Source organism: Gluconobacter sp. R75690, assembly GCF_015244525.1.
In the GTDB taxonomy this organism is placed as follows: Bacteria; Pseudomonadota; Alphaproteobacteria; order Acetobacterales; family Acetobacteraceae; genus Gluconobacter; species Gluconobacter potus.
Map to the genome: position 1 here is coordinate 1 of NZ_JABCQB010000006.1, position 19,222 is coordinate 19,222.

Genomic DNA, 19,222 nt, shown 5'->3' on the forward strand with positions numbered 1-19,222 from the left:
GGAAAATCCGTCGTTCGGTCCCGTGTCGAGCATGTCTTTGCCGATCAGAAAGCACAGACGGGACTGTTTGTCCGGACAGTGGGTATCACCCATGCCACCATGAGGATCGGGCTGGCAAATATCGTCTACAACATGCGCCGCTGTCTGTTCCTGGAGTGGATTAACGCCGATGCGTAGTCACCCAGAACATGGAACTCTCGTTCTGTTCAAAAAGCAGGCCCAAAATCATCAGCCAGAACCATTGATGCCTGCCCGTTGCAGCCGAAAATCAGGCCGCAAAAATTTCAATCAACGGTTCTTCGATCCGTTCAGGTTCTGGATTAGATCCTTTGTCAACACTGCCTCACTTCTGCCCCTACAAAGTGAGGAGCAGGATTTCCTGCGACAGGCAGTGCATGCGACATTAACATCAAGCGCTGCCCCGCCGAGATGTCCCGTTTCAGGATGCCCGCTTGCGCAGAAGTCTTTCCAGCAGGCTGGCACCCAGAAGAAAGTCTTCCATTTCCATGCTTTCGTCTGGGTTATGGCTGCCATTCTCGTTTCGGACGAACAGCATTTCAGTCGGAACGCCCTGCCCTGCGAATGTTGCCGCGTCATGCCCGGCCCCGCTGGCCATTGAAACGACCGCGATACCCATTTCCGCTGCCAGCTCTTTCACCTGCGCCTGAATCGTTTCATCCATGACAGCCGGCGTGCTCTGGGTACGCGGGCCCAGGTCAACACGGACTGAGAACTCTGCTTCCACCCGACGGGCCTGCTCGATGACCCGTGCGTTCATGCGTTCCAGCAGAGCTTCGTCACGTGAACGGATATCGATGACCAGATCGAGTTTGCCCGGTACGGCAGCAAAATTGGCCTGTGCCGGATCCGTCTGGCACACCCCGAACGTCAGGGTCATTTCCTCGCCGGCGGCTTCAACCGTTTTCCAGTCTTCATGAAGCGCCATCATCATGCTCGCACCGGCCATGACAGCATCCGAGCGGAAACGCCGCGGCGTCGCGCCAGAATGGGCGTACTGGCCGTGAATGACTGCGGAGCGATATCGGGTACTGCCGCAAATTCCGGTCACGACCCCAACGGGAACATCCGCCTCAAGCAATACTGGCCCCTGCTCGATATGGAGTTCCACAAAGCAGTCGATTTTTGCCGGGTCCAGAACGGGCGCCTTGCCACACAGTTCGGGATGTGCACCGCAGGCCAGCATATGATCGCGCAGTGTCACGCCATCATCACTACGCGGTGTCTCAAGGGCTTCTGCAGGCAGCAGGCCAAAAGCCGTGCGGCTGCCCAGATAGGACACCGGGAACCAGACGCTTTCTTCCGCACGGGTCACGATCAGCGTCGTATCGCGCTCAGGCTGGAACGCCGCTCTGGCCCAGGCGCACAGGATCAGAAGCCCTGCGATCGCCCCTGCTGCACCGTCAAAATTGCCACCGCACGGGACCGTATCCACATGTGAGCCGGTCATGACCACAGGCAGATCACGGTTGCGGCCCGGAAGCGTGATAAACAGGTTCGATGCCCAGTCCCTGCGGATTTCCAACCCATGCTCTCTGGCGATGTCTTCAAACAGGGCGTGTGCCCGGTTCTCGCCCTCGCCATAGGATGGGCGGGTCATTCCCCGCCCGTCAAAGCCGATATCATGCAGGCGATCGAACACCCGGTTTGCCAGTTCCGGATCAAGAACAGGGGCAGCAGCCGTATTGGAAGAGGTCAGGGAACTGGACACGGAAACTCCTTTTAGAACCGGATGGGTAGAGACTTACTGCTTGGTAAAAAGCTGCTTCATGTCGGCTAGCGCCTTGAATTCCAGCGCATTGCCTGCCGGGTCACAGAAGAACATCGTCGCCTGTTCACCGGGCAGTCCTTCAAAACGGATCTGTGGCTCCAGCCCGAAGGTAATGCCGTGACGACGGACGCGCTCCGCGAGGGCTTTCCAGTCATCCATGTCCAGTACGACGCCAAAATGGGGAATCGGCACGTTGTGTCCGTCCACCGCCCCGCTTCCAGCGTCACCTTTATGGCATGCGTCGGGAACAAGATGGGTTACGATCTGATGGCCGTACAGGTCGAAATCAATCCAGCTGTTCGTGCTACGTCCTTCCGGGCAACCCAGAACTTCACCATAGAAGACACGGGCAGCATCAAGATCGTCGACCGGAAATGCAATATGAAACGGATTAGGCATCTCTACACCAGAAATTAAGAAGGAATATCGGAATAACATGCAGAAACCGACATATTATAGAACGAATATATGTCTTCTGATGAAAGCAAAGGTTACCTTTGCGGATGATCTCTTGAGACTCTCCGCAAAGGCGGTGGCATATCAGTCCTGTTTCAGGACAAGTTTTCCCTTTTCACGCGTGAAGCGAACGCCATAGGGCTCACAGAGGATCTCGAAGCGAGACAGGATGCTCTCACCTTCTTCCCCTTCAGCGAGAAAAGGCAGGCCGCGCGTATGGGCGCTTTTGCCCAATCCAAGCGAGACGGGATGGATTTCCATGGAGGACAATGTTCCGTCTTCTGCGAATTCGCAGATCGGCAGCAGGGTTTCCCAGAAGCGCCGATCGGCCGGGAAGCCCTTCGTGTCATTCAGGGTCCGGGTCTTGTAGACCTGATGCGGCGTCACATCCGTGCTGACCTTGTAGAAGGTATAGGAATCCTCCGGCAGCATATCGACAAGTTCGTTCTGACCAATGAAATTACCGAGGCTATAGAAGATCGGTTTGCCCTTGTAGAGTTCCATTCCCTTCAGAAGATGCTGGCCGTGGCAGACCACGATGTCAGCCCCCTGATCGATGGCATCCCGGGCAAAGGCTTCCAGAAACTCGCCCGGCTTTTCCCAACTGATGGTTCCATCGGCGTCATACCCGACTTCATGGGTATGAACACTGACGATGACCACGTCAGAGACAACCCGGGCTTCACGTACCCAGCGCCCGATTTCCTCCAGATCCCGCGCATTCGGGGCGGTGGTGATGCGGGTTTCACTGCCCTCGACAAAACGGGTTCCATCCAGCGTCAGCGTGTCTTCCGGAGCGGGATAGCCGAAGCCCAGCTTGATCTGCTCCTGCTTGATTTTCTCCAGACCAAGACCTGCCGAAATTGTCTGCAGAACCGAAAGCTCTTCCGGCTTTACCTGATACGTCGTGCTGAAATGCAGCGGATTGAGACCGGGGCGTCCCTGCATGCTGCGGGTCTGATCGGCAGCTTCCTGTCCGCGCGCGAATGTCGAACAGCACGACAGCATCGAGACCGTGCCTCTGGGATGGCTGAAATAGGCCGGACGACGCGCTTCCTCGAGGGTCAGCCCCACACCGGAATACAGGATTTCGCGCTTTCTCAGTTCTTCGATTGCAATGCGAAGACCGGAAATGCCGTAATCAAGACAGTGATTGGTAGCGGCTGCGAACAGGTCGAAACCTGCGGTGCGGAGTTCATCCAGGATCCAGGGATGGGCGCTGAAATGAGATCCGCCATGATCAAGGGCGGGATCGCCCTGATAGTCGCTTGGCATGATCTCAAGATTTGTGAAGGACGCATCGCAATCCCGGATCATGTCAAACAGCGGGGCGCAGACCGGATCGATATCCGTGTTCAGCCGACGCAGGACAATGCTGTCGCCCGTGAGGCAGACTTTCATATACAGGTCTTTCAACTACAGTTACAGAATTTCAGAAGGAATAGAGGGACCGGAAGGGGCCGTGATCCTGCGTGTCACGGACCAAAGGATGACGGCCCCGACCGCGACCGTGATGGCCATGCACACCATCCCGGCTGACAGGGTTCCTGTAAGGGATGTCAGTTTTCCGACGACCATGGGGCTGATGACGCCGCCCCAGAGCCCGATGGCGTTGATCAGTGCAAACCCGCCGGTTGCAGCGCTTCCCTGGAACACATTGGCGGCCATCGCCCAGAAGACGACGTAGGATGCGTAGATCCCGGCCGTAGCCCCTGCCAGAACGATCATCTTCAGGACAAAAATATCCGGAATGACGATTGTCAGCAGAAAGCACAGGCTGGCCAGAAGCGCCGGAGCGTAACAGTGGAAGCTCCGTTCCTTCAGCCTGTCCGAACGGGCACTCCAGTAGGCCATCGAAGCGACGGAAATCACGTAGGGAAACGAGGAGTACAGCCCGACCGCCAGGGACGAATGAACGCCGGATTCATGAATGATAGACGGCAGCCAGAAATTCAGCATGTACATTCCGGCCATGAGTGCGAAGAAGCCGAGCCCCAGGAAATAGATCGCCGGGTCCCGGATGACAGCGGAAAATTCCACATGGCGTACGTTCTGCCGGACGCTCCATGCCTCGATTGTCTTGCGTTCCTGTACCGACAGCCATGCAGCGTCCTTTGGTGCGGTGGGAAGCACGAAAGCGACGATGACGCCGAGCACGATGGACGGCAGCCCTTCGAGAAGAAACATCCAGCGCCACCCCGCCAGACCGGCGACCTGATCGAAGTGGGACAGGATCAGCCCCGAGATCGGGCCGATAATGATCCCGGCCAGAGGCAGTGAGAGTTGGTGCCAGAAAATGACGGCCGACATCCGGTTCTCAGGATACCAGCGGGCCAGATAATAGGTGCAGGTCGGGGCAAAACCTGCTTCGAACACGCCCAGCAGGAAACGCAGGACATAAAAGCTGTCGCGGCTGTGAATGAAGCCAGTCGCCGCCGATGTCATGCCCCACAAGACCATGATTCTGGCAAATGTCTTGGGTGCCCCTACCCGCGATGACCAGAGACTGATCGGAATTTCGAACAGGACCAGGCCGACGAAGAAAATCCCGGCCGCAAATCCGAACTGTGCCGCAGTTAGGTCCACATCCTGGGAGATATGGCTGCGTGCAAACCCCAGATTGGTTCGGTCGATACTATCCATCAGGTAGATCACAATGATCCACGACATGATTCGCCAGTTCAGGCGATGGTAAAGTCTGGTCTGTATCTCGTTCATCAATACCCTCTCTCCTGCGGCACCAGGGCGCTTCCTGTAGGAAAATATTCCGGCACGTTAAAACGGTTCCGGAATATTCCGTAATCAGAAATCATAGGAAAAACGGCCGCCCACAAATCTTGGCTGTCCGGAAATGCCCATGTTGACCGTTGTCGCAAGCGTACGGCTGACGATGTAGTCGCGGTTGAGAATGTTCGTGGCGTAAGCCGTAACAGCCCAGCGTCCCTTGACCGGCTTGAAGGTCACACTGCCGTTCATGAGGAAGTATGCAGGCAGCAGGTAGGTTCCGGTTCCACGTGGGACAGTATCCTGTGCACCACGATATGAGTAATCCCCCTGAAGCGTGACGGTATATTTCCTGAAAACGGGTTTCGTTTCATAGGAAATACTTCCGTTCAGCGTCAGTTTGGGGATACCCATATCTGCGCCGTTATAGCTGTCAGTTATCGACTTGTACTGTCCGGTCTTGGCATAATAGGCGGTCACGGCCTGCACGTTCAGGACCTGGAAGTCATCATAGGTTCCGCGCTGATACCCTACGTTCTGAGAGATTGTCAGACCGCGGAAAGGATGGGCGCTGATCGAGAGTTCCGTTCCGAAGATATGCGAACGGGGCACATTGACATAGGAACCGACCGTCCCCCAGCCGGGAACCAGGATATAGGAGAAATACTGCTGGTCGTGGTAGGAATCCCAGAATGCCGCGCCATTGATCCGAAGACGGTGATTGAAGAATTCACTCTTGAAGCCGACTTCGTAAGCCATCAGCCATTCAGGTTTGAAGCCCGCAGCCTGCTGTTCCGTCAACGTCGTGTTGGCCGTAAAGCCACCCGGTTTCACGCCACGCCGGATATCGGCATAGAGCATTGCATTCTGCATCACCTGATAGTTGATGCCGACCTTGCCCGAGAACTGGTTTGTCAGGGCGCCGTGATTGGCGAAAACCTGACTGTAGGTCTTTGCCAGCGTCACAGGGTTGTAGCGGTAGACGGCGTCGTCGAGAAACTGGCGGTCGTCACTCTGATGCTCCAGACCGAAGATCAGGTGCAGTTTGGGCGTCAGAGCGTATTTCAGGTTCACGAACTGTGAAAAATTCTGCTGTGGCTGCACATGGGTGCTGTCCTGAAAGTAATACTTTCCGGAGCGATCCGTGTAATCGAACCAGTTCTCGCCCGAGGCCCGAACGCGGTTGTAGTACATGCCCGCCACCCATTCGAGCCGGTTGTGGAGCGCCATGCCCGAAAGGCGTACTTCCTGCGAGAACACATTCATGCTTCCCGTCAGATAGCTGTCACCGGAACGATAGGCTTCCGCGTCACGATCGATATATTCATGGCGCTGCTGCTGCTGGAACGAGGAGATCGTTGCCAGGTGCGCCCAGCCCAGATCCCGGTCCGCGTTGAGATTGATGCCCCACTGCATGTCGTTATAGGACGGCTTGCTGTTAGGGGAGATCCCGAGAATCTTGGCGTACTGGGGATTGAGATTCCAGCCCGTCGCATAGATGTCCTGATCGCGCGGGAGGATGTTGTTGCTGTCGGACAGGACGAAACCGGCCTGCGCTTCCGAAGAATCCTGCGACCAGTTGGCGGTCAGTTTGATGTTCGTTTTATCGTCGGGCTGCCAAGCCAGTTTGCCGCGTAGCGCGCCCTCATTGGCGCGCCCGATCGACTCACCGTTGACCCGGTTGTAGCGGAAGGCCCCGCCCTGCAGCATCTGCCCGGCAAGACGAAACTGGAGCCGGTCCGTGATCGGTGCGGACACATAGAAATTCGTCTTGCTGCGCTCGTAGCTCGCGATGTCTTCCGATGCACCGTAGTGAAGGGTCTTGGTCGGATCATTGGTCGTGATGCGGACTTCGCCGCCCGTGTCGGCAATGCCATGCTCAAAACCGACCGGGCCGGGCTCGACACCGACGGAGGCCACGTCGAACATCTGGCCGGAACTCATCGCCGTGATGGTGTACGGTACGTCATCGAAATAGGTCATGACCGAGGACATGTTGTTCTGGGTATAATCCTGCATACCGATGCCGCGCAGGTAATAGTCCGGAACGTTCGAACCGCCCTCAGTCTGGATCGTGAGGTTCGGCACCAGATTCTGGATATCCTCGACGGTCGTGACGTGATGCGTCACGAGGTCTTCAGCGGTCAGATTGGTGATGTTGCCAGCGCGGTGCTGATCGGCTCCGAACCCGAACGCCCGACGCTTCGTCGTGACGCTGATAACTTCGGGATGATCCTGCTTTGCCACCGCATGATGTACGGGTGCGACATGAGCATCCGCATGTCTGGACGGGACTGTCCGACGGGCTTTGTCGTTTTTCGAAGTGGCTGCATATGCCCCTGCCATCGAAAGACATCCCGTACAGACAGACAGCATCAGGAAGCCGCGGAATGCGTTTTTCATAACAGAACCCTGCCGTTCAGCCCGAACCATAATCATCCTGAACTCCTGCTCATAAACCGATCATCCCGCAGACCGGCAATCCTTATGTTTCATATTCAGAACATATTTAGGTTTCCGGACATAGCTGTTCCTGTTTGATTCAAAAGATAATAAAACTATCTCATGAGATGCTTACAGTGAGATAAATCAGCAGATATCCTTAAATTTCAGGGATCGAGATTTCCATAGAAGATGAAAAAAACATTTTGTTGCTGGTTTTCATCAGGAGATGTCGTTAAATTTTTTCAGGAATGATCGCCTTCAACAATATTCCAGATTCGTTCCAAATGGATCCTTGTCCAACCTCAGGAATGCTTCATGCCAATACGAAACACGGAAAAGATCTGGGATCATGTCGACGCCCTGGCGGATGAAGCCATTGCCCTGAGCGATAATGTATGGGCCGTGCCCGAACTCTGTTACGAAGAGCATCACTCCTGTGCGCTGCACACGCGGATGCTGTCTGATCATGGCTTTGTCCTTACCCCCCATGTTGCAGGCATCTCGACGGCTGTGATGGGCGAAAGCGGAGAGGATGGCCCGGTCATTGCTTTTCTGGGTGAATACGATGCCCTGCCCGGTCTCGCGGCGGCTGCAGGCTCCTTCGATCATACTCCGACGACCGAAAACGGCCATGGATGCGGACACAACCTGCTTGGCGCTGCATCCCTTCTGGCCGCTGTTGCTGTTCGGGACTGGCTTGCGGTCATGCAGATCCCTGGCCGCGTCTGGTATTATGGATGCCCGGCAGAGGAAGGCGGAGCGGGAAAAGGTTTCATGGTCAGAGGTGAGGCATTCACAGGAGTGGATGCCGCGATTTCATGGCACCCATCCTCGTTCTGCGGAGTTCTCCCACCGTCTTCCCTGGCAAATGTCCGGATGGATTTCACATTTACCGGCCGTTCGGCTCACGCAGCGGCCGCACCACATCTGGGGCGGTCAGCACTGGATGCGGTCGAACTGATGAGCATGGGCGTTAACTATCTGCGTGAGCACATGCTTCCCACCTCGCGCATTCATTACGCTTACATCAATGCCGGCGGGACCGCGCCCAATGTCGTGCAGTCTGAAACGACAGTCCGTTATTCCGTTCGGGCAGAAGGTCTTTCCGAAATGCTGGCACTGGCCGAGCGGGTGCGGCAGGTGGCTCAGGGAGCGGCCCTGATGAGCGGAACTCAGGTTCGGAGCATTGTAACCGGAGGCGTTGCGAACCTGCTCCCCTGCCCGCCCCTTGAAAAAGTGATGCAGGAAAGTTTCGAGCAACTCGGGCCACCACCTTTCAGCGCCGAAGATCAGGTTTTCGCCGCAAGGATACAGGAGACCCTGTCAGCGGAGGATATTGAGTCCGCTCTTCAGCAGGTGGGATGCTCCGCATGTGATGCGCCGCTGTCCGACTTTGTCCTGCCTGCTGGAAGCCGGTTTTCCCTGGGCTCCACGGATGTCGGGGATGTCAGCTGGACCGTCCCGACGGTTCAGGCTCTGGGAGCAACCTGCGCCATCGGTACTCCCCTCCACTCATGGCAGATGACGGCTCAGGGTGTTTCCCCGGTAGCACATAAGGGCATGATCCATGTCGCAAAGGCGATGGCCATGACCGCCATTCGATTATTCCGGTCCCCGGATGTCCTGAAGGAGGCTCAGGACGATCACGCACAGCGCCTTCTTCGCACTCCTTATGTCTCTCCCATTCCTGCGGATACTTTTCCGCCTCAGGGAAAGTTCTGAAAAAAAGAACCGGAGATCCTGTTCTGATATCGTGGCGCTTGCCATACCATGAAGTCCGCGGAAATCATTTCCAAGTCAGAAACGAGAGACAGCGCATCTTGGACACACGCTTTCTGGAAAGCTTCATCGCCATCGTGGAACGAGGTTCCATCGCCGATGCCGCGCGTCAGCTTTCACTCACCCCTGCGGCCGTCTCCCAGCGCATCAAGGCTCTTGAAGACCAGATCAGACAGCCTCTGCTGATCCGTGCCGGCAGGACCGTGACACCGACTGCTGCAGGCCTGGCCATCATTGAGAAGAGCCGACAGCTCATCAAGGGTGTCGAAGAGCTGCGGTCCCTCGCCTTTCAGGAAGAATTTGCCGGCGAACTGAAAATCGGCGCCATTTCCACTGCCCTGACCGGCATCCTTCCCTTCATGCTGAAAAAATTCTTCATCGAGTATCCACAGATCGACCTGCATGTCACACCGGGTCAGTCGATCAAGCTGTATCATGAGGTCCTGGAAGGACAACTGGACTGCGCAATTATCGTTGAGCCTCCTTTCGGTATTCCCAAGACATGCGGCTGGAAAAGGCTTCTGTCGGAGCCTCTGATAGTTCTGGTTCCGGAAAACTGCGCTGAAACGGATCCTCTGAAGATCCTTAAAAATAATGTTTTCCTCCGGTATGACCGCAATCAGTGGGGCGGTCGTGTCGCCGATACCTTCCTCAAGGACAACAGGATTTTCCCCAAGGAACAGCTGGAGCTTGATTCCCTTGAAGCCATCGCTCTGATGGTCAGCCAGGGCATTGGCATTTCCCTGCTTCCGGACTGGCTCCCGCCATGGCCGGAAGGGCTCAAAGTCCGGAAGATTCCTGTCTCCAGTACACCACCCCAGCGCCATATCGGCCTGCACTGGCTGCACGCCTCACCGCACGCCCATCTCATCAAGACCATGGAGCCATTCCTCACCCTCAAGAAGGCCTGAAGGCTCTCACTTTCCCCATTCCGGATAACCGTTCATGGACACACGCTTCCTTGAAAGTCTGCTCATTGTTATCGAGCAGGGCTCCATCGCAGGAGCCGCACGCCAGCAGCACCTGACCCCCGCAACCGTGGCGCAGCGGCTTCGGACACTGGAAGAGGAGATCGGCTGCTCCCTTGTCCAGCGGAACGGACGCCATGTGCGTCCGACCGAACATGGCCTGGCTATTCTTGAGCAAAGCCGTCGGATCGTCACTTCCGTCCGTGAACTCTGCGTGATTGCGACAAGCGACACTCCGGTCGGAAAACTCAGGCTGGGGGCCATTTCCAGTGCCGCAAACGGCCTTCTGCCTCCTTACCTGAAGCGCTTTTTCGAATGTTTTCCTGAAATCGAATTGCACATCATGCCGGGGTCGTCTTCCGCACTTTACAATGCCGTTCTGGATGGGGCACTGGATGCGGCCTTCATCGTCGAGCCGCCATTCAACATTCCGGAAACCTATGTCTGGGAGACGCTGCGCTCAGAGCCGCTCATCGTTCTTGTTCCCGGCGATGTAACGGAGACCGACCCGCACGAAATCCTGCGGAACTATCCCTTCATCCGTTATGACCGCAACCAGTGGGGCGGACGCCTGGCGGATGACTATCTGAAACGTACCGGAATCTGGCCTCATGAACGGCTGGAACTGGACGCACTCGATGCCATCACGACCCTCGTCAATCAAGGAACCGGCGTCTCACTGATTCCGGACTGGGCCCTCCCCTGGCCGGACGGCTTCCATCTGAAAAAAGTCTCACTCCCTGCTCCGGCACCGTGCAGGAAACTGGGATTTCTTTCCCAAAGGAATACTCCCAGAAGACGCCTGATTAACCGCCTCCTCGATATCCTCCAGTCTCCACTCGGGTCTGCCAGCATGTGAAGGCCATTACGCGCGAAGGCGATCCCGGAGCCCTGTCAAATCGTTTTTCCAAACACGCTTCTGGAACCTTCCAGGTTGGCACTTGCGACATGCTTCATCATCATCCAGGCAAGCTGGATCAGGCGTTGCCGGGGTAGTTCCGCCGCCGGTCCTGACAGGGCAATGCTTGAACGGACTTCACCACTGCTTTCCCGCCAGGGAATGGCAACGGCATTGATCCCGGGCCGATAGGATTCAAGATCCAGGGCATATCCCTTGACCCGGACATTCTCGATTTCCAGAAGAATGTTTTTGCTCAGGGCATTTGCGCGTGTGGCAAGCACACGTTTTCCCAGCCCCGGCACAAACGCCAGAAACACCAACCCGACCGAGGAGCCTTCGAGCTTTTCCCGGTCATGCAGACGGGACGCGGCGAAGAGCGGGTCCTTCAGATCCACGATATCGACGTAAGCAGCCTTGTCTCCGCTAGGAACCGCAAAATAGACCGTGGCGCCACTCTCCCGGGCGATCTGCTCCAGAACAGGCCGCATCTTGTCGCGAAAAACATAGTCATTCCCCACGATGCGGGAGAGATTGAGGATACGTCCTCCAAGATAATAATTCATGTCCCCCAGACGGCGGTGAACATAACCAAGCTGCTCCAGCGTCTGAAGAATGTTGTGGGCCGTCGTCTTGCCCAGACCGGAGATGATGGCCAGATCCCGTAGTCGCGCGGCACCACCCTGATGCGCAATGATTTCAAGCAGAGCTACGGCGCGTTCGATGGATTGAATCAGTTTTGGAGTTTTCGACATAGAACCTTTTCTCTTGAATGGCCGAAATGATCGAAACGCAGCCTGATAGCCCTGTTTAGCCGAAATGCTTTCTCCGACGGATCAGGAAAACATTTGGCCGCTTTGCTCGCAGGCAAAACGGCCATTTTCATGTCCCCCACCGGGCAGGGTTCGCGCCTCGACGTTTCCCGGAGACCGCACTTCATGCGGCCCCCGTTTTTTTCAGTTCGTTCCCTTGGGAAGGGCGAAAACAACCATCTGGTCAGAGATCGGCGTCATCATGAAGTGGTGACCACCAGCCATGATCGCAACATACTGCCGTCCGTTGGCTTCATAGGTCATCGGATTGGCCTGACCGCCCCCCGGAAGAACATGCGACCACAGGACCTTGCCTGTCCGCTCGTCGATGGCCCGGATCAGGTTGTCGGTTGCCGCACCGATGAAGACCAGACCACCCTTGGTAATGACGGCACCGCCATTGTTAGGTGTTCCGATTTCCCAGGGCAGTCCTGTCGGCAGGCCCCACGGACCGTTGGCACGCGCCGTTCCCAGCGGATGCTGCCACAGAACCTTCTGCCCATGCTTCATGTCGATGGCGGTGATCATCCCGTAAGGCGGCTTGTGGCACAGCATGCGGGTGAACGGGTCCCAGAAAGGTGCAATCGTGATCGCATAGGGCGTCCCTTCCATCGGACCATTGCCTTCCGCCGAGGCTCCGGCACCGGGCTTGTAATGCACGGCATCAATCGGCATCAGCTTCAGGCTGTCCGCCTTGCGACGGGTGATGAGCTGGGCATACATCGGGGACGCGTTCCAGTTGGCGATCAGGATGCCCGTTTCCGGATCATAGGCCATGGAGCCCCAGTCGCTGCCGCCATTGTTGCCCGGATACATGATCCACGGCTTGTCCAGGCTGGGTGGCGTGAACTCACCCACATAATGCGCGCTGCGAAACTTGATACGGCAGTAGAGCTGATCCAGCGGGGACATGCCCCACATATCCTTTTCCTGAAGCTCCGGCATGCGCAGGGCAGGCATCCCGACGGACCAGGGCTGCGTGGGTGCACGCGTATCGCCCGGAACATTCCCTGCCGGAGCCGGCCGCTCCTCCACGGGAAGGATGGACTTGCCCGTCCTGCGGTCCAGAACGAAGGTCTGTCCCCGCTTGGTTGGCACGATAATGGCTGGAACCGTCTGTCCGTCAGGCGTCGGCATGTCCATCATCGTGACCTGCGAGCCCATGTCGTAGTCCCAGACGTCCTTGCGGGTCGTCTGGTAAACCCAGCGCGGAGATCCGGTCTTGACGTCAAGGGCTACGATTGACGTGGAAACGGCATTTTCCTCAGGGCTGCGATAACCGCTGAAATAGTCGCCAGCCGAGTTTCCGGTCGGAACATAGACCAGTCCCAGCGCGTTATCGCCCGTCAGCGCGGCCCAGGAATTGGGCGTGCCACGGCTGTAATGGTTGTTGCCGGTCGGCTGCGAATGGTCATCGGGGCGCTTGACGTCCCAGGCCCAGACGAACTTTCCGCTCTCCACATCATAGCCGCGCACGACCCCGGATGGCGCCCACCGGCGCTGACCATCCAGAACCTCGTGATTGACGACAACCACACCATTCACGACCATCGGCGGAACCGTCATGGCCACGAAGCCCGGAACGGACTCACCAAGACCCTGCATCAGGTTAACCTGTCCGCCATGACCGAAAGTAGGGCAGAACTCACCCGTCGCCGCGTCCACTTCGACCAGCCGCATATCCAGCGTGCCTTCGATGATGCGGTTGTGGCATGGCTCGCCTTCAGGCACCTGCGATGATGTGAAATACGTCACGCCCTTACACGCCGCTGTGTAGGGAATGGACTCATATTTCACATTCAGATCGCGGCGCCAGATCTGCTTACCCGTTGTCGGGTCGAGCTTTATGATGTCGTTCTGTGCCGAACACATGTAGAGACCGTCGCCAACCTTGATCGGTGTCGTTTCGGCCGCCCATTTGTTGGCTTGCCCAGGTCGCGGATAGCTGCCCGTGTGATAGGTGAACGCCACTTCAAGCTGGGAGACATTCTCTGGCGTGATCTGGTCCAGAGGCGAATAGCGCGTCTGGTTGTCATCATGTCCGTATGTCGCCCAATCCTCACGCGCCGGACTGGCGCTCTGCTGCGGCACCATGGCCGGCAGTGCCGACGCATCAATGGAATCCATATCCGGCAGATTGGCGGCATTCACGCCCGGGGCCTGCGGCGCATAAGCGGACGGGCCTGCAAAATAGCTCGGGTCTGGCGGCGCATCCCGTGCCGGTTCGTCGGCTTTGCCCGGCCCCGGAATTGAAGCGGAGGGCGGACCGCCTGCTCCGGCAGGAGCGAACTGTGCATGGGCCGCAAATGGCAGCGCAGTCAGCGCCAGAGAGGCCACTGTAGCGAAAAGATATGGCCGACGCATCAGACGGCTCCCTTGCTGGAAAAACGTACTTCCTGACGGCGCAGGACCGGAATGGACAGGGCGACAAGAACGCCCAGAAGGGTCGGCCCAAAAGCGCGCGGAAGAAGATCGATCGGGCTGAAACCCACTTCCCACAGGGACCACCCCCATGTGTAGGCCAATGCGCCGAGATACAGGAACGCGCCCATCGTGCGCCCCAGGATCATGAGAATGCCTCCGGCAGCCAGAAGCAGCCCGCAGAGCGCATAGTAAAAAGAGCCGCCCAACATGGCGAGATCTACTCCGCCGATGACAAAGGCCACACCGACGAGGGTAATAACGAGACCAAGAAGCAGAACGAGCCACTCCACAAAAGTCGCATTATGAAAGTGCCGGAACATTACATTCCAGGATGAATTAACCATGAACCTTTCCTTTCCCGGATGGGAATTAGTGATTACATGCAAGTTGATTAAATAAGAACTCCCGAGATACCTCACGAAGGCGTGATATAACTTGGTATTCTTATAATAGTTACTTTGAGTTTTGCTTCAAAGTGTGATTCCGGTTTCAAAGTCCAGTATTAATGGATTTTTGTATTTATTGGTTCCTCCCGTGCTCCAGATGTACTGGGCACCTGGACGGATCAGCAGCCAGGGCGTCGGACGCCAGCCATAATTGAGTTCGATCGAGTGCTCGCCGGAAGGCTTGTAAATTCCTGTAGCCCCCGTGCCCTGCAGTTCACGAACCCAGTTCGTAAGTTTCGGGCTGACCCAGAGCATCTTCATGCCAAGGCTAACCGTGTCGTTCGGTCGCGTGGGGAATGTCCCTTTGCGTGTCAGGCCCCAGTCAACGAAATACGGCGCAACAGACGTCCGTGGATCGCCCCACGTAAACGACGCGAAAAAAGATGTTCCACGGTTCGGATCATTCCCGTCACGCTCCAGCATCCGGTCGAACTGGAACCAGCCGCCAAAACGCCCGCGCACCTTGGAAACCGGCGCAGAAACCAGGTACTGCTCCGGGATCCCGAAAGTCCCAAGTTGCGAATAGACGTTCTTGACCTCGGAAGAGTCCCAGTAGCCACCAATTTTCACGTTGGTCTGAAGCGGCCCGCTGTAATCGTCTTTTCCACCCTGATGCCAGACAAGCTGGAACGGAAGAAACGTTCCCGTCGCGCCATGCAGGTTCATTTTCCAGCCGTTATGCGTATTGCCGATCGTAGGGTCGACGGAATAGGCCCCGAACTGAATGGAGTAATGGTCATTTCCCGCCGGATAGAATTTGACCCATGCGCCCGGATGGGCGGTTGGATAATAACTGTATCCGGAGTTGTAAGCGATTGACTGGGGCATGCCGCAGATCGCATTACTTTCGAATTGGCAATAGTTGTTCATGCCCCAGTACATGGACCATGATTCGAAATCCGTTTCGGCGTTCATTTCACCGACATCCGTGGTCACATACCGGTTCCAGGGCATTTCCCAGGAGAGGAGTGACAGACGTACGGTCGGAGAACCGTAGATTTCCTGCGGACTATCCAGCGCCGGCAGTTTTGCCCCAAGTCCGAGGCCGGCACGTGACGTTACGGTAAGGTGGAACAAACCGATCGAGAATCCCGTCAGTTTCTTGAGATCGAAGTCCACATTGACCCCGACCTCATGCGCGTAACGGACATTTTTCGAAGCTCCCCCCATCGGGTTCCCTGCACTATCCTGAAAATAATGCCCCCCGATGTTGATGCCCTTTTTCGTCAGCCACGTCCGCCACCCGGCCCAGTCTCCCGTCATCGTGCTCTGGGTCAGCCAGTCATGAAAACTGTCGGGGAAAAAGCTGTTCTCCGTCGTATCGGAGGTAGTGGCCATACGTGTGCCACCGTCGGCATCCGGTGCAGTCTTCACAAGTAACGGTCGTGGATTCACTGTTCTGACAGGAGAATTTTTCGCAGAAGACACATGAGAATTTACACGACCATGAACGTTCCCCGTCTGAATGACGGGAATCTTGGAAATATCCTGTGCTTTCAGCCCGCAAGGAATCCATAGAAGTATTAAGGTACTTACATAAAGGACCCCTTTTTTACGACCAGGATCGTTAGAGTGGTTTGACATATATTTAAAGGCTCCCTGCGCGCCTCCCATTCTTCAGAAAAGAAGTCGCAAAGCCTAGAAATCAAAAAACCGGACCAAACAAAATAGCTCACCCGATGACAAAAACCGGACTGAAATCCATTAGGAATGGACTTCAATCCCAATGGAACCCTAATCTATTGTTTTAAATGGAATTATTTATCGTCTGACCATTCATGAAACCGGCAGAAAGCTGCCCCTCACTTGTCCGTGTAGAAAACGGATCAAACGCCAGTTTTTGGCGGCCGCAAGCACTGATTTTCGTATTCGGATGGACGACAATTCCGGAGCAGAGCAAGGCGCTGTTTAGCCTGCTGTAAAGTTTCAGAACCTGTAGTTCTGAATACACGCCCAATATGAAATGAAGCGACAGGGTTTCCATCTCGGAAAACCCTGTCGCCGGGATGTCTCAGTTGGCCTGAGTTGTCTGCCCGTCATCCAGGGCATAGGCGAGAATATAATCGCCCGTCCGCGTTCCCATTCCCGCATGTCCGCCGGCAGCAATCACGATATACTGCTTGCCGTTGATCATGTAGGACATCGGATTGGCCTGACCGCCCGCCGGAAGACGTGCTCTCCAGACCACTTTGCCTGTGCTTTCATCAACAGCGCGCAGATAGTCGTCCGCCGTTGCGCCCAGGAAGACGAGACCGCCTCCGGTCACCATAGTGCCACCAATGTTAAACATGCCGGTTGGCAGTGGCAGATTGGTATGCGTGCCAAACGGGCCGGTATCGCGCGTCGTGCCGATCGGATGCTGCCAGACGATTTTCCGGCTGACGAGATCGATCGCGGTCAGCGTGCCCCACGGTGGTGCGTCACAGGGAACCATAAGCGGGTTCAGCCAGGGGTGGACGTAGCCAACATACGGCGTACCGTACTGAGGACCATACACACCACCCTTCACATGCGGTTCGTTGCCGCTGCCATCCCACGGGGGCACAAAACCCGCCTTCTCGACGGCGTCACGCGGCGCCATACGCAGCATGAAGGGGATATAGTTGGCCGTGGAAATGACCAGCTTGTTCACCGGATCGACAGACGCGCCATTCCAGTCCACGACACCGTCAAACGCCGGGTAAACGATGGTTTCCTTCAACTGTGGGGGCGTGAACTGCCCCTGATAGGCCGCCTTGCGGAACTGGATGCGGCACATCATCTGGTCGATCGGCGTTGCGCCCCACAGATGCTTCTCTGTCAAATCTTTTGGCGAGACAGAAGGAAGACCGACCGAATAAGGCTGCGTCGGTGTGGTCCAGTCTCCGGGAACGGCGCCCTGGGGGGTTTTCTTTTCCGCAACCTCGGCAACGGGCTTGCCCGTCTCGCGGTTGAGCATGAAGAATTCGCCACGCTTGGTTGTCTGGACCAGAGCAGGGATTGTTGAACCATCAGGTCCGGGCAAGTCGATCAGCGACGGCCCCACCGGAACGTCCATATCCCACACGTCATGATGGACGGTCTGGAAATGCCAGCGCAGTTCGCCGGTCTTCGCATCCAGCGCGATGATCGAACTGCTGAACTTGTCATCGAACGGACGACGATGCCCACCGAAGTAGTCCGGCGGCGCGTTGCCGGTTGGCAGATAGACCAGGCCCAGCTTGGGGTCGGCTGTATAGACACCCCAGGCATTGGGCGTGTCGCGGGTCAGTTCATCATTGGGTCCTGGCGTCCAGGTCTGCGGATTGTGGCCCACATCCCAGGCCCAGACGATCTTGCCTGTGACGGGATCAAACGCACGGACAGCGCCTGACGGCTCGAACGTGGCCTGATTGTCGAAGATCCAGCCACCGGTGATGACGCGATCACTGATGATCATGGGCGGCGACGTGACGAAGTGGAAACCGTCGGGGACATGACCCAGATACTGCGTCAGCGAGATGAAGCCGTGTTCTCCAAAATCCTCGCAGGGCTTACCCGTTCTGGCGTTCAGAGCCATCATCCGGGCATCGAGAACCGGGGCAATAATACGCTCTGGGCACTCTGCGCTCGCTCCTTCAGGAGCCTTGTAATAGGAGACGCCACGGCAGGCGAGATAGACGTCCGGGCCGGTATTGGCCTTGGGATCGTATTTCCATTTGATCTTGCCCGTTGCCGCATCGATGGCTTCAACCCAGCTGTGACCGGTGCAGACATAGAGCGTGTCGTCGACCTTGATGGGCGTATTCTCGAAGTTGAACTCATGTCCACCATCAGTGCCGCCCTGATCTTCACCAGCGCGCATGGTGTCGCCCGTGTGCATGCTCCAGGCGAGCTTCAGGTTCTTCACGTTCCCGGCGTTGATCTGCTTGAGCGGAGAGAAACGATCCTGGCCCTGAGTGCGGCCATAATACTGCCAGTCCTGATCCGGAACGGAGGTATCAGATCCGCCGTCGGAACCGGACGCCAGCTGTGCGGCCCCGGAGATACCGTTTGGCTGCAATGCTGCGACAACCAGGGTCAGGAACGTTACCGCGGTGACACCACCGACAGTAAGTGTCGCAGCACGGGAAACCGGAAACAGCCTGCCCCGGAACCAAGGCAGAAGAACAAGAAGTCCAAGAACGATGAATGCGACAAGGCGCGGTTCAAGTTCCCAGAACGTCAGATGGACTTCCGCCAGAGACCAGACCAGCGTTCCGAAAATCGTGACGGCCACGCCCCAGAGCGCAAGACTGCGCCGTGTCCAGGCCAGCGCGGCACTTGCCGCCAGGGCAAGACCAGCGATCAGGTAATAGAATGTTCCACCGAGAGAAATAAGTTCTATTCCACCGATGATGAGCGTCAGGCTCACAATGAATATCAAGCCACTTATAGCCCATGGCCTTGATCCCGTAGGGGTTTCGCTCGACATTTTACCTCCAATGTGAACGTTTTTATTTTGAATTCAGAAACCGGATTTG

The 19,222-nt window shown here is 56.6% G+C and carries 12 protein-coding genes and 2 pseudogenes; 4 read left to right on the forward strand and 10 right to left on the reverse strand.

From position 1 onward, the window contains the following. Nucleotides 1-177: pseudogene (locus HKD27_RS08670) on the forward strand (IS5/IS1182 family transposase); the annotation flags it as partial. 262 nt (nucleotides 178-439) lie between these two features. Here the strand turns inward: HKD27_RS08670 and HKD27_RS08675 are convergent. From HKD27_RS08675 to HKD27_RS08695, 5 genes are all read right to left on the reverse strand, one after another. Further along, the gene (locus HKD27_RS08675; protein WP_194689207.1) at nucleotides 440-1,729 is read right to left on the reverse strand and encodes a Zn-dependent hydrolase; all 1,290 of its coding nucleotides are present in this window, start codon (nucleotides 1,727-1,729) and stop codon (nucleotides 440-442) included. A 33-nt stretch (nucleotides 1,730-1,762) separates the two neighbouring features. Continuing rightward, nucleotides 1,763-2,188, reverse strand: a complete 426-nt coding sequence (locus HKD27_RS08680; protein ID WP_194265458.1) for a VOC family protein — start codon at nucleotides 2,186-2,188, stop codon at nucleotides 1,763-1,765. Between the two features lie 141 nt (nucleotides 2,189-2,329). Next, complete coding sequence (locus HKD27_RS08685) at nucleotides 2,330-3,646, reverse strand: CapA family protein (RefSeq protein WP_194265457.1); 1,317 nt, start codon at nucleotides 3,644-3,646, stop codon at nucleotides 2,330-2,332. Nucleotides 3,647-3,667: 21 nt separating this feature from the next. Continuing rightward, on the reverse strand, nucleotides 3,668-4,963 hold the full coding sequence (locus tag HKD27_RS08690) for an MFS transporter (RefSeq protein ID WP_194689208.1): 1,296 nt from the start codon (nucleotides 4,961-4,963) through the stop codon (nucleotides 3,668-3,670). A gap of 84 nt (nucleotides 4,964-5,047) precedes the next feature. After that, nucleotides 5,048-7,372, reverse strand: a complete 2,325-nt coding sequence (locus HKD27_RS08695) for a TonB-dependent receptor (RefSeq protein ID WP_194689209.1) — start codon at nucleotides 7,370-7,372, stop codon at nucleotides 5,048-5,050. A 357-nt stretch (nucleotides 7,373-7,729) separates the two neighbouring features. Between HKD27_RS08695 and HKD27_RS08700 the strand changes: the two genes are divergently transcribed. The 3 genes from HKD27_RS08700 to HKD27_RS08710 all read left to right on the forward strand — a co-directional run bounded on the left by HKD27_RS08700 (nucleotide 7,730) and on the right by HKD27_RS08710 (nucleotide 11,020). Beyond that, nucleotides 7,730-9,136, forward strand: a complete 1,407-nt coding sequence (locus tag HKD27_RS08700; protein ID WP_194689210.1) for an amidohydrolase — start codon at nucleotides 7,730-7,732, stop codon at nucleotides 9,134-9,136. 98 nt (nucleotides 9,137-9,234) lie between these two features. Then, entirely contained in the window at nucleotides 9,235-10,104 is an 870-nt protein-coding gene (locus tag HKD27_RS08705; RefSeq protein WP_062493673.1) for a LysR family transcriptional regulator, read from the forward strand. A gap of 34 nt (nucleotides 10,105-10,138) precedes the next feature. Further along, entirely contained in the window at nucleotides 10,139-11,020 is an 882-nt protein-coding gene (locus HKD27_RS08710) for a LysR family transcriptional regulator (RefSeq protein ID WP_062493663.1), read from the forward strand. Between the two features lie 35 nt (nucleotides 11,021-11,055). Here HKD27_RS08710 and HKD27_RS08715 read toward each other — a convergent pair whose 3' ends face one another. The 5 genes and pseudogenes from HKD27_RS08715 to HKD27_RS08735 form a co-directional block, all read right to left on the reverse strand. Further along, nucleotides 11,056-11,814 carry an IclR family transcriptional regulator gene (locus tag HKD27_RS08715; protein ID WP_194265453.1) on the reverse strand — a complete coding sequence of 253 codons (759 nt, stop codon included), beginning with the start codon at nucleotides 11,812-11,814 and terminating at the stop codon, nucleotides 11,056-11,058. A gap of 201 nt (nucleotides 11,815-12,015) precedes the next feature. Further along, nucleotides 12,016-14,235: a pyrroloquinoline quinone-dependent dehydrogenase gene (locus tag HKD27_RS08720; RefSeq protein ID WP_194689211.1), complete on the reverse strand. Its 2,220-nt coding sequence runs from the start codon at nucleotides 14,233-14,235 to the stop codon at nucleotides 12,016-12,018. Continuing rightward, nucleotides 14,235-14,639: a glycerol dehydrogenase gene (locus HKD27_RS08725; RefSeq protein WP_370544256.1), complete on the reverse strand. Its 405-nt coding sequence runs from the start codon at nucleotides 14,637-14,639 to the stop codon at nucleotides 14,235-14,237. The genes HKD27_RS08720 and HKD27_RS08725 overlap by 1 nt, the downstream gene beginning before the upstream one ends. Nucleotides 14,640-14,765: 126 nt before the next feature. Next, nucleotides 14,766-16,130, reverse strand: a pseudogene (locus tag HKD27_RS08730) (carbohydrate porin); the annotation flags it as partial. A gap of 622 nt (nucleotides 16,131-16,752) precedes the next feature. After that, entirely contained in the window at nucleotides 16,753-19,173 is a 2,421-nt protein-coding gene (locus HKD27_RS08735) for a membrane-bound PQQ-dependent dehydrogenase, glucose/quinate/shikimate family (RefSeq protein ID WP_194689212.1), read from the reverse strand. Nucleotides 19,174-19,222 lie beyond the last annotated feature (49 nt).